The sequence below is a fragment of the uncultured Porphyromonas sp. genome (genome assembly GCF_902489635.1).
GTDB lineage: Bacteria > Bacteroidota > Bacteroidia > Bacteroidales > Porphyromonadaceae > Porphyromonas.
The window spans coordinates 1-12,564 of the sequence record NZ_CABUAN010000049.1; the positions used below are offsets into that span (position 1 = coordinate 1).

The 12,564-nt window shown below is 49.6% G+C and carries 10 protein-coding genes; 7 read left to right on the plus strand and 3 right to left on the minus strand.

All coding sequences use genetic code 11. The features are described from left to right. Window positions 1-193: 193 nt before the first annotated feature. Together RDM37_RS07865 and RDM37_RS07870 are read right to left on the minus strand one after the other, a co-directional pair. Complete coding sequence (locus RDM37_RS07865; RefSeq protein ID WP_308556514.1) at window positions 194-814, minus strand: hypothetical protein; 621 nt, start codon at window positions 812-814, stop codon at window positions 194-196. A gap of 40 nt (window positions 815-854) precedes the next feature. Then, the gene (locus RDM37_RS07870; protein ID WP_308556516.1) at window positions 855-2,543 is read right to left on the minus strand and encodes a SulP family inorganic anion transporter; all 1,689 of its coding nucleotides are present in this window, start codon (window positions 2,541-2,543) and stop codon (window positions 855-857) included. 578 nt (window positions 2,544-3,121) lie between these two features. On the opposite strand from RDM37_RS07870, the gene RDM37_RS07875 reads away from it, so the two are divergent. The 6 genes from RDM37_RS07875 to RDM37_RS07900 all read left to right on the plus strand — a co-directional run bounded on the left by RDM37_RS07875 (window position 3,122) and on the right by RDM37_RS07900 (window position 11,568). Further along, complete coding sequence (locus tag RDM37_RS07875) at window positions 3,122-3,832, plus strand: hypothetical protein (protein ID WP_308556518.1); 711 nt, start codon at window positions 3,122-3,124, stop codon at window positions 3,830-3,832. Window positions 3,833-3,965: 133 nt separating this feature from the next. After that, window positions 3,966-5,702 carry a hypothetical protein gene (locus tag RDM37_RS07880; protein WP_308556520.1) on the plus strand — a complete coding sequence of 579 codons (1,737 nt, stop codon included), beginning with the start codon at window positions 3,966-3,968 and terminating at the stop codon, window positions 5,700-5,702. A 15-nt stretch (window positions 5,703-5,717) separates the two neighbouring features. After that, window positions 5,718-6,707, plus strand: a complete 990-nt coding sequence (locus RDM37_RS07885) for a hypothetical protein (protein WP_308556522.1) — start codon at window positions 5,718-5,720, stop codon at window positions 6,705-6,707. Between the two features lie 12 nt (window positions 6,708-6,719). Next, window positions 6,720-9,254, plus strand: coding sequence for an Hsp70 family protein (locus RDM37_RS07890; RefSeq protein WP_308556524.1), 2,535 nt, complete (start codon window positions 6,720-6,722; stop codon window positions 9,252-9,254). 36 nt (window positions 9,255-9,290) lie between these two features. Continuing rightward, a complete protein-coding gene (locus RDM37_RS07895; RefSeq protein ID WP_308556526.1) occupies window positions 9,291-11,069 on the plus strand; it encodes an AAA family ATPase in 1,779 nt (592 codons plus the stop codon). Between the two features lie 16 nt (window positions 11,070-11,085). Continuing rightward, a complete protein-coding gene (locus RDM37_RS07900; protein ID WP_308556528.1) occupies window positions 11,086-11,568 on the plus strand; it encodes a TerB family tellurite resistance protein in 483 nt (160 codons plus the stop codon). A gap of 146 nt (window positions 11,569-11,714) precedes the next feature. Here RDM37_RS07900 and RDM37_RS07905 read toward each other — a convergent pair whose 3' ends face one another. Next, on the minus strand, window positions 11,715-11,852 hold the full coding sequence (locus tag RDM37_RS07905; RefSeq protein ID WP_308556530.1) for a hypothetical protein: 138 nt from the start codon (window positions 11,850-11,852) through the stop codon (window positions 11,715-11,717). A 284-nt stretch (window positions 11,853-12,136) separates the two neighbouring features. Here RDM37_RS07905 and RDM37_RS07910 point away from each other — a divergent pair, with 284 nt between their 5' ends. After that, window positions 12,137-12,511 carry a tellurite resistance protein TerB gene (locus RDM37_RS07910; RefSeq protein WP_308556532.1) on the plus strand — a complete coding sequence of 125 codons (375 nt, stop codon included), beginning with the start codon at window positions 12,137-12,139 and terminating at the stop codon, window positions 12,509-12,511. Window positions 12,512-12,564: the final 53 nt, after the last annotated feature.

Here is a 12,564-nt window from a genome sequence, read left to right on the forward strand (position 1 = left end):
GGAAGCATACCTCCGTATGTGACCGAAGCCGAATCCCGAAAGCAACACAGCGATTCGCCTTTATGCAACAGTCTCAGAAGAGACTGTTGACTTTTGCAACAGGACGCATAAGCCCTCCCCCATTACGACAAAAGGTTCTAGCCCCACGAGAGAGGTTAGAACCTTTTTTGTTTTGTCCAAAGCTTGACACTCACTAGAAGCGGTACCCCACAGAAATCGCAGGGTATATGTAGGCGATGTTCCACTTACTCACCTTCACGATATTACGTCCCAGACGACAGCTTATCTCTCCGCTCCAGTTGCTACGCGTGACCAGCTTGAACCCGCCGCCTAAGCCGATGCCCCACGAGACACCGCTCCGCTCTTCGATCTGCTTCTCCCACTTTTCCGTTTCTGAGGAGTATTCATAGTGCACATTGCGCAGGTTATCGTTGTAGGCAATAGAGCTATTAGCCTCTAGGAAAAAGCCCGCATTAGGTTTTTTCATAGAAAACAAAACGCCTCCAAAGTACCAGCGACCATAAGGCATCACGCCCGCTGTAGGGAAAAAAACGACGTTAAATCGATTAGGACCAAAATAAGCGCTCGCCATAACCCCTACACCCACATCTAGAGCCAGCGCACGCTCATACTCCAGCGCAACAGCCTGAAAAGGTAACGGAGCGTAGAGGTTCAGTCGTACTTCGTTGCGCTTTTCGGGCGTCGGAGGCTCAGGCTCGCCAGGCACCACAACCTCCTGAGCAGCTAGACAGAGAGAGCTCAGAGCTAGCAGCATCGTGCTAAGGATCAGCCGTGTCAGTCGTTCTTTCATCATAGCAATGTCTTTGAGTTATGCTCCAAAGTTAATACTATTTCTAAGATTTGGCCGTAGCCTCTGTGATCTCCTCGTAAAGTGCCAAGGCTCGCTTCTGCGCCTCAGCAAAGGTCGGCAGCACATTCTCCCGTCCCAGCTGATCGATGATACCCGTCTGCTCCAGATGCGTATAGACCGCAGGACGCACACCACTCAGCACGACATGCACGCCGCGCCTACGCTGTCGCTCCAAGACCATCTGCAGGTTGTGCAGCCCCGTGCTGTCGATAAAAGGCACACGACGCATACGGATGATGCGTACCTCCGGATGGTCATGGACCGTCACCATCACCTCCTCAAACTTATTGGCAATGCCAAAGAAAAACGGTCCCTCGACCTCGTAGACCTCCACCCGTGATGGAAGCTCCAGATGCTCCTCAGCCAGTGGCTCGTCCGTGATCTCGCCCACCCCGATCTGCTCGACAGAGCTTACGTCGAGGATGCGACGGAAGAGCAGAGCTATCGCCAGCAGCATGCCCACCCCGATCGCCACTGTCAGATCGGTTAGCACCGTCAGCAGGAAGGTCACCAGTAGGATAACCGTATCCCCTCGTGGGCCCTTAAAAATCGAGACAAACGATCGCCAGCCACTCATATTATAAGAGACCACCACCAGCACACCCGCCAGCACCGCCATCGGGATATGCGCCGTCAGGGGCGAGAGCAGGAGCATGATCAGCAGGAGCACCACCGCATGGATGATTCCCGCCATGGGAGTCCGTCCACCGCTATTGATATTGGTCATCGTACGAGCGATAGCCCCCGTTACTGGGATTCCCCCGAAGAAAGGCACCACCACATTAGCTACGCCTTGACCGATCAGTTCGCTGTCAGGGTTGTGCTTCGCCCCAATCACACCATCCGCCACCGAGGCCGAGAGGAGGCTCTCCATAGCGCCCAGTAGCATGATCGTCAGCGCAGAGGGGAAGAGCGCCACAATACGCTCCACCGTGATCGTTGGCATGACGAAGGTCGGCAGCGCACGCTCTATCGTATAGTTGTCCCCGATATTCTCCGGTCTAAGGTAGCCCAACTGCTGGAGACCAAAGCTCACCAGCGTGAGCAACACCAGTGCCACCAGCGTGCTTGGGATCTTCGCATTAACCTTAGGTAGTAGCCTGATGATCAGAATCGTGCCGACCGCAAAAGCAAAGGGGATCCACGACGCCGTCGCAAAGTTGGCGATCAGCACCTGCCACTTGCCGATGAAGTCTCCTGGCATCGACTCGATCTGTAGCCCGAAGAGGTCAGCGATCTGCGTCGTGAAGATGGTCACGGCGATACCCGCCGTAAAGCCCACGATGATCGGATAAGGGATGAAGCGCACCAGACCGCCCAAGCGCAAGAAGCCCAGCAGCATCAGGAGCAAGCCCGCCATAATGGTCGCAATAGCTAGCCCGTCCAAACCGTGCTGCTGGATGATCCCGTAGACGATCACGATGAAGGCCCCTGTCGGCCCTCCGATCTGCACCTTGCTACCGCCTAGTAGCGAGACGAGGAAGCCACCGATGATGGCCGTCAGCAGCCCCTCCGTCGGTGACACCCCACTGGCGATACCGAAGGCGATAGCTAGCGGCAGGGCGACCACGCCAACAATGATACCCGCTGTGAGATCCTTGAGAAAGTCCTGTCGTGAATAACCACGTAGAGAGAGAAAAAACTCAGGCACGAGTCCCTTCATGATAGACATAAGCGTAAGAAAACGGTTGGTACTGCTACAAAGATACGAAATTAGAGATTAGAGGTCAGAAGTTAGAGGCTAGAGGCTAGAGGTCCGATCATTCTGACAGCTCCGACAGCTCCGAGGGGTCTGATAGCTCCGATTAGCCTCTAGCCAGTCTCTAACAGCTTTTCCAGTACCTCAAAATAAGAATTAGCTGAGCTTAGGACGAGCAGTATATCCATAAAGAAATAAAGCGTACCTTTGTGATAACTGCCTCAGATACGTTACAAAGTATGTTTACCCCTCCCCATTTAGTATTTGGCAACAAGAGAGCAACTCACTTACAAAGCTCTTACGCAACCACTTCTCTAGCTACCAGCAGGAGAAAGGGGCAGGGTAGCAACCACACACAACACATCTCATCACACATCACAGACGACCTCTTCCCGAGAGAGGGGTCGCCACTTGTCGTGTTTTTACTGTAACCCAATATGCTGAAAAGAGTTTTATCACCCCACGTGTTTATTAGGTCTTCCTTTAAGAGGGCTCAGCTGATTAACCAGCTATTTCTAAAAGCAGCAGGAGTCGCTCTATGCACGCTCTCCATGCTCACCCTCACCTCTTGCGATAAGAATCATACAGCAGAGTATGAGCGCATCGACAGATCAGACATCGAGGGGTATGAAGCCTTTGTCAGGGAATACCCATCTAGTATACATGTCTCCGATGCTCAAGAGCGAATCCAAGTAGCCAAAGAGGAGATACGGATACGAGAAGAGGAGGAGCGACGTCAGAGAGAAGAGCAGGAGAGGCTGCGGGCAGAAGCCGAGCGACGTCAGAGAGAAGAGGAGGAGCAGCGAGAGCAACTATACAACACCTATGGATCTAACTCCCTCCACAACGGGTCTCAGCCCTACGAAATCTTTTATGGCAAAAACCATCGCTACTCTAGCGATGAGCCTCACGCCGAGGTACGTGTAAAAGCCGCCTACGACTCTGACGTCATTGTGATCATTAGGTATAACAATCAGAATGGACGAGTCGCAGGGCACACCTATGTCAGAGCTGGGCAGACAGCGACTATCCAGCTCCCCGGGGGGCACCGCTATCAGACATTCTTCTACTATGGTCGTGGTTGGTATCCAGACAAGCCGATGAAAAACGGGGTCAAGGGAGGCTTCTTAGAAGATGAGGTATACTCTAAAGACGGCTCTACGGCACTACTGCAAGATAATGAAATCCTAAGCTTTAAGCTGACACCTGTACTGGACGGCAACTTCTCTACCTCTCAAAGCAATGAGAGTGAGATATTCTAGCCACACGGCATCGACACCAAGTACTCCAAACATCATCACAATGAAAAAGACTCTTCATTACCTCCTCCTCACAGCCTTATCACTGCCTTGGCTCTGGAGCTAAGGTTGGCAAGAGTTATTCTATATCCCTAGGATGAAACAAGTAAAGCAAAACCCTTATCGACTACTGGGCGTCTATGCCAATGCCACGACAAAGGAGCGCTTGGCAAATCAAAGTCGACTGCAGGCCTTCCTAAAGGTAGGCAAGGCTGTCTCCTTCTCACTAGACCTAACCTCCTACTTAGGGGAGGTCGAGCGCTCTGAAGCTATCATCGCTACAGCTAGTGCCCATCTAACGCTACCTCAAGATCAGATACGATACGCTCAGTTTTGGTTTGTAAAGGATACCCCTATAGACACCATCGCATTCAACCATCTCGAGAGTGGCGACCTCGCAAAGGCTGTGGAGATATGGGAGCAACGGGAGACCCCTTCATCGCTCCAAAACCTCATCATCTGCAACCTCATTAGAGAGGAGTATGCTGAGGCTCTCTCCTATGCGGAGAGACTCTATGGGAATCGTGAAGCAGTGAATCACTTCGTAGCACTGATAGTAGGAGATGAGGCGGGGATTGAGTCTGATCACATCGGGCTTGACTTCCTAGATGCTATGTGCGAGGAGCTAGGGGGGAGTCGGTTATTACCTTTAGTCTCTAGCCCTGCTTGGCAAGAGCATCTGAAAGAGCATACCGTGGCACCTCTCATCTCAGCGATCCAAGAAGCTATTGAGGTAGCACAAAAAGAGCGAAAAGCGAATAACAGCCGTGGAGCTAGCGCAGGCAACACTCTATACAAAAAGAGCAAATCCCCACTTGCTAAGCTTAAGGAGCTCCTCTCCACTTCCGACACACAGTATCAGTTGATAGCCGATAAGTTAGGGCTAGAGATACTACAATGTTCCATCGACTACTACAACGATGCAGATGATGATATAGAGGCAGCCAGAGAGACGGCCCGCTTGGCAAGATATGCCAGTAGCATCGTCGTAGGCAAGCTGGCAAAAGATCGATGCCAGGAGAACCTCCAAATCATCGAAAAGAATATCGAGAGTTTGCCACCCGAAGAGGTTGCCGAGGAGGCTAAGGCTATTATGGGTTACTTGCAAGAGTTCAACTCACAGCCTAGTAAAATCAATGTTGCAGTAACACTACTCGGGAGCACCCGTCCTCACTTCCAAGCGATCAAGAAGAAGTTGGGAGCAACTAATAAGTTCTACCTCAAACTATCTACTAGAGTCGTCAATAGCGCGCTACAAGACATCATCGAGGAGGTCAACTCCGAACAAGAGAAGCTAAAAATGCTCGCAGAACAGTTCCCCCTAGGTCTACACTCTGCTTTTGGTTCAGACATCATAGCAGATCTTGAAAATATAATGATTCGAGCATGGCGCGCAACGCTCCTTATGGACTCCTTTGATATGGAAGAGGAGTTCAAGCGCGAAAAATACTCTCCAAATAGATCTACACTCAAAGACATCTGCCAACAACTCCATATAAATACGAATATCCTAACTCCTCCATGGGTGACTAGACCGGCATCTCAAAGAGCGACCAGCAGCTCAACACCTCGAAGAGCAACTAGCCCGACACCTCAAACTTCTTTTACCAAGTCAGAGTCTGAACGAGATTCAAAAGAGCGAGAGAAGAGACTTGATAAACGAATGAAAGCTTTCGGATATGCCATAATATTTGTGGTCTGTGGCACTATACCTTCGATTATGGTTGGACTTATATCCGACCATTCTAATGATAACTCAGGCACTATTACCTTGTCCCTCATATTTCTATGTGCCATCATAGGAGCTTTTGTTGGGTGGAATAAAGGAAATTAACCAGAAACATATAATATGAAGCGACGTATACTATATTATCTAACCATTGCGATGGGGAGCTTTCTATTGATGAGCTTTGCACCAATCGCAGAGAACTACAATAGTGAGAGAGCCACAGAGGCTCAGCGTAGTGAGCAGACTAGCGACTCCCTATCTGTCATTACAGAGCTGACGCATCGATGCACAGTGCTCGAAGCCCAGCACGCCAAGCTACGAAGGCAACTAACGACGACTGAAAAGCATATGACAGACCTTGCGACTCTGTCACAAACTCTACTCAACACTACGACCGCACAGCGGGCTACCATAGACAGTCTGAGAGCAACCTGCAATAGTCTAGAAGTGCAGCTCCAGCAAGACGGAGCGCAGGTGACACAAAAGATGGAGGAGGTAGACCGCAGCATAAATAGCAACAAGGCACTCCTACATCAACGCTCTCTGTGGGGCATTGTAATTGCCATAGTGCTAATAGGTGCTGTCGTGGGGATCGCCTACTGGCTAGCCAGAAGGGTGAAGCGTAGTAGCTCATCTATCGAGGAGATCCGTAAGGCGCAGCACGCCGTGGAGGCTGCACAGCAGCGGATGGCCGAGGAGTCTGTCAAGCTTGACAACCAGTTACTCCAGCTGGTCGAGAAGCAACTAGAGACGACAGCCTCAGGAGTAGCGGGATCTGGAGAGCCTGACCACTCGCTAGTCGTCAAGCTCGCAGATGAGATAGCGCGTATAGAGACAAACCTCTCTAAGATGGACAAGTCTGTCAGAGGTTACAAGCAACTCGTACAGGCTAAGGACCGAATGATAAACAATGTACGTGCTAACGGCTACGAGATCATTAGCTTGATAGGACAAGAGTACAACGACGGTATGCAGTTTAAGGCGCGCATGGTGCCAGACGACACGCTACCCGAGGGTAAGCGCATCATAACGGGTATGATCAAGATGCTCGTCAACTACAACGGCAAGATGATACAGCCTGCCGAGATAGTGGTAAGTCAAAACATATAACACGATATAGCTATGGCCAGAATTAAGATTGACTACGGTATAGACTTGGGGACGACAAACTCCGCCATCGCTCGCATGGAGGGCGGCGAGTCTGTCATCAAGCAGACCAAGACCTTGATGGATACCCTGCCATCATGTGTCTACTTCTCCAAAAACAAGCGTGGAGAGTGTGCTCTACGCATCGGACTAAAGGCAAAAGATGCAGTCTACTCAGACGCCATTATGGCACTCAGCAAAGATGAGCCTCCCAAGGAGTTTGGCTACCTAGAGTTCAAGCGGGAGATGGGGTCGGATAAGCAGTACTCCAACGAGAACATGACAAAAGCTTTCTACACACCAGAAGAGCTATCGGCCGAGGTACTCAAGGAGTTGAAAAGCCTTATCACAGACGAGACAGTAAATGCGATCGTAATCACAGTTCCGGCCATGTTTACCGCAGTCCAAAAGGACGCAACGATGAGAGCAGCTCATCTAGCGGGCTTCAATAAGTGCGTATTGCTACAAGAGCCTATAGCAGCTTGTATGGCGTATGGGCTATCTAATGAGAAGAAAGACGGCAAGTGGCTAGTCTTCGATTTCGGCGGTGGAACTTTTGACGCAGCTCTTGTCAAGGTAGAGGATGGCATCCTCACAGTGTTTGACACTGAGGGAGACAACTACCTAGGAGGCAAGAACCTCGATGAGATTGTAGTGAACGAGATCTTAATCCCCTCCCTTAAAGAGGAGTATGCACTCGACTCTTACGAGCGTGTACCTTGGAAAAAGAAGGCTTTAGCCGATGCACTCAAGGGACCGGCCGAGGAGATGCGTATCGCATTGTCCTTTGCAGACAGTACGGACTACTCTACCTATGACCGCAACCTCAACCTCGGGGTAGATGACAATGGAGAGGAGATCGACCTGGAGATAACCTTGACAAAGGATGAGCTACTTAACGCCATAGAGGGGCAATACCATAAGGCCATCGACATCTGCAAGGATCTACTAACCAGAAACGGCTTGACAGGAGCAGATCTCACCTCGCTGATCCTAGTAGGAGGGCCTACCTACTCGCCCATCATACGCGAGATGCTCAGGGAGGAGATCACTCCTCACGTAGACACAAGCATCAACCCGATGACTGCCGTAGCTCGCGGAGCTGCGCTCTTTGCCTCTACAATAGATTCAGAGGTCAATGCCGATGAGGTCAGGCGAGAGGCCAAGGCGGAGGTGACCTTCCTTGAGGTAGGCTATGAGTCTACTTCTGTTGAAGACTCAGAGTGGGTGACTATCACGATTGATAAGGGTAAGAGTGGTGCAAACGCCCCATCTGAGCTACTAGTAGAGTTAGAGCGTGCAGATGGAGCTTGGCGCAGTGACAAGACGAGCGTCAATGAAAAGGGAAACATCTTTCAGGCTTTTCTGCTAGAGGGTGTAGCAAACACCTTTCATATAAACGCTTTCGACCATCAAGGCAACAAGGTAGAGGTCTTTCCCGCAGAGTTTACCATTATCCAAGGTGTCAAGGTCGGAGCAGCTCCACTACCTTACAATATCGGCATCTCGGTCTATAATGACATTAAGAAGCGTGGCGTATTTACCCAAGTCAAGGGCTTGGAAAAGAATAAGTCACTCCCTGCCGTGGGCGTAGTCCTCGGTCGCAAGACGACACAAGCTTTGCGTCCTGGTGTCGCTGAGGATGTCCTATCTATCCCAGTCTATCAGGCCGCAGGTCTAGAGGCTGAGGGCAAGACCGCTGCGCTAAACTCCCACATAGCAAACGTAGTCGTCACTGGCGAGGAGGTACAGCAACTTATCCCCGAGCAGTCTAGTGTGGAGGTCACACTCCACGTAGACTCCTCAGAGATGATGACTATGGAGGTGTACTTCCCCACAGTAGACTTTACGGTGAAGAAAGAGCTAAACCTCGGTAAGCGTGAGTCTGCGACAGAAGCTATCCAGTGGGTTAAGGATGAGATACATACGGCTGAGCGAGCCCTCTCCGAGCTCAAAGACTCTGGACTCTCTGTAGATGAGCTAGAGAAGGAGCTTAGCTCCGTAAAAGAGCTACTCGCCAATGGACAAGACCCGATGCGCACACTCTCTAATCTGAAAGAGCTACTCCGCAAGATTGAGAACCTAGAGGATAGCTCCGAGTGGGATCGTATCGAGAAGGAACTACGCACAGAGTTTGAGCGCCTAGAGGTGGCTCAGAGCGAACTAGGCGACGAAAAGTCTGGAGAGGTCGTCAAAGAGCTACATCGTCAGGTGGACAATGTGATACGCACCCAAGACGTAGCTCTAGGGCGCAGTGTCTTAGAGCAAGTCGTGCGGCTCTTTGTTCATCTCACGATGGTCTATCAGTGTATGGCTATCATCAAGGATTGTGAGGCACGCTTTGATCAGATAGCGTGGCGAGATAGGTCACGAGCTCGTCAGCTCATCAACCAAGGCCTCAGCGAGATGAATGACCAGCCCTCTACAGAGCGACTACACCCGATCGCCGTCTCACTAATCAACCTGATGCCTAGCGAGGAGGCTACTAATGCTGGAGGACTGCTCAAGTAAAGCGTCCCGAAGCCTAACCCTAGTGACAAGAGAATTATGCACTTCAAGGCAAAGGAGCTGATTGCCCACTACACCGTATTGTTTCCGCATAAGCAAGGAGCTTATGCGGAAACTTACCGAGTCAAAGACGAGCATGGCAAGACGGGCTTCCTAAAACTAATCGACTGCTCAAAGCTCACAAGAAGGCAACTAGACGACAGCGGGCGTGTCGTAGAGGTAGAGATCTGCAAAGGCTTACAGCATCACAACCTCTGCACTTGCCGTGAGACTGGAGAGTTGCTCATAGATGGGCGACAGTTCGTTTGGTTTGTCACAGAGTTCGTGAGTGGAGAGACTTTGTCAGATCGGATGATACGAGAGGAGGACTTCAGTGTATATGCTATCAAGAGCATTGCCTTGGGGGTGCTCTCAGCTCTCGCCTACCTACATAGTCAGCCCCTCCCCATCATTCATAATGAAGTGACTACGCAAAATGTCCTTCTCAACCTCTTGGGAGATCTAAGTGACTTGAAGCTGATCGACTTCGGTCAAGCCTGCTACCTCAATCAGTCTCTCGGAGTGCCCAGAGTGAAAGGGCAGAACCTCTTTTACCTTGCGCCAGAGCGTTTTTCAGGAGTTTGTTCTGTACAGTCAGATCTCTACGCTGTCGGAGCTATGGCTTACCACCTTTTATATAGACAGCTCCCGTGGTTTGTCGATGTCTCTAGGCTTAGTGACGCCAGTGCTGTAGAGAGCTTACTAGAAGAGCGACACAAGCCTCTAGAGCTGCCCAAGATAGAGAAGTATGAGCTTGACGAGCAGTTTGTCAACGTAATAGCCAAAGCACTAAGCTATGACGCTGAGGATCGATTCCAAACGGCAGAAGAGTTTGCGAGAGCCATCGAAGGTAAGGTAAAAGTCGAGCCTTCTATCCAGCGACTACAACGATCTCAGCCTGACGAGGCATCAAGACGATCTACTAAGCCTATGCAAGCTAAGGGACTAGGCTTTGCAGCGATAGCAGGGATGGAGGAGCTCAAACGACAGATGCTAGAAGAGGTCATAGAGCCACTACACAATCCTGAGAAGTACCACCGCTATGGCGTAACAATACCCAACGGCATGCTTCTCTATGGGCCTCCTGGCTGTGGCAAGACTTTCTTTGCCAAGCACTTTGCCGAGGAGGTCGGCTTTAACTTTAAGTTTATCACGCCAGCCTCCCTAAAGAGTAAGTATGTCAATGCGACACAGGAAAATATAGCAGCCCTATTCAAAGAAGCTATAGAGCAAGCCCCCACGATCATCTTCATCGATGAGATGAATGAGCTAGTCCCCAATCGAGACAATGCCGATGTGCATGAGATGTCTCGAAGTGCAGTCAATGAGATGCTAGCTCAGATGGATCAAACAGGAGAGAAGGGCGTATTTGTGATCGGTGCTACCAACTATCCCAACATGATAGACCCCGCCATACTACGCGCAGGGCGACTAGACAAGAAGTATTATATAGGAGTACCCGACCAAGCCGCTAGGAGTGCACTGTTTAAGCTTTATCTAGAGAATCGCCCCTACGACTTCGGGCTTGATTACGAGCATCTTGCTAGACTCACCGGGGGGTACGTCTCTGCTGACATCCAGATGATTGTCAATGATGCCTCAAGAGAAGCCCTACACCAAGAGAGCAAGATTACGATGCAAATACTAGAGTCTACGATTGCCCACACCAAGCCCTCTCTCAGCGAACAAGAGCTGAAGAAGTATGAGCAGATCCGAGCTGAAATGGATCGAGAGCTACCCCAACAACGAAGTAGACCACGCATAGGATTTAAGGACTAAGCAGTAAATAACAACTATGACACTAGCAGAACTATACTTAAAGACCATCTTCAGCTGCATAGCCTGCGATGGTGAGATAGCACCCGAAGAGATTCAGATGGTTAGAGACATGTCACAGGTCGAAGATCTCTTCCAGGGTCTAGATATAGAGAAGATCCTGAACGGCTGGATTGCAGACATCAATGAGATAGGAGGTGCCTTCCTCCAGAGATTTCTCAAAGAGATTGACACCGTAGCGATGAGCGATGACGAGCAGTTGACACTGGTCACTCTCGCCTTCAAGGCTATTGATGCGGACAACGTCACTGAGTATGCTGAGATCAAGTTCTTCAAAAAGATCCGCAAACATCTATCTATCAGCGATGAGCAGATCTTAGCAGCATATCCCGACAAGGAGATCTTTTTACTACAAGACTTCAATGAGCCAGAAGACCTAGACTGGGATACCAATACGCACTTTGACCTCATAAACATCGAAGCACTAGAACAGTGCGATTAAAGCACTGATTGACTTATCCAATAAGTTCTTCCGACTACAATCTAATGAATCAACTTTTTATATTCAACTAAATGGAAACAAACAACAATGTGAAAGGACTGCCTATGACCTTTAGCTCTAAAGATCATATAAGGTTTCAGAACGGACTACAAGTAGCTGGCCCTCATGGTGGCATTGTACATCGACTGATTAAAGTCGACCTCAACGAAGATGGTTGTGAAGGCTATCAGCTTGAAAAAGGCGATGGCTATATCGTAACCATCTACAACATGGATGGAGCACATCCACTATGGGGCGGTAATCTACAGATGACACCTAAGCCAATGCGAATTGTCGAGATATCTCCAAACTCTATCACTTTAAGAGGATACCCCGTACTAGCACAGTCTCCTATTGGCTGGATGGAGTTTCCCGGACAAGATTATGGGCTAAGCATTTACTTTGAGGACTCCGTCGTCTCAAAATGTGTCTTACACCTACATGACAGAGGAGTTGATATAGAATACTTCTAGTAACTCCTCTTATTAATCACGATAACACTATACATTCACCTTCAATAAACAAGCTTATGAAACTAAATGAACAAGAACTATGTGCCGTCATCAAGATGGCCAAAGCTATGACTATGGCAGATGGGTCTATAGACCTTTCAGAAGTCAAAGTGTTGCGCAAAGAGCTAATGAGACTCGGAGTGCCAGACTCTAATGTAGAGTCTGTACTTGAAAAAGCAGATGTTCTAACTCCGGCAGGAGCTTTATTCAGCATAGCTGCAATGGACGAGGAGAAAAAGCGCTATGTAGCGGCTCTATTAGGAACTATCTTAATCATCGATGGAGATGTAGACGATGATGAGTTAAAGCTATGGAGATTCACGTCTGAAATCTGCAGTTTACCCACGATGTCCATAGGTGAAGCTGTCCTTTATCTAGATAATTGGGCATAATCGAGTAGGTCGGGAAACGAAAGTTTTCTGACCTACTTTCGTTTCCTTTCCTC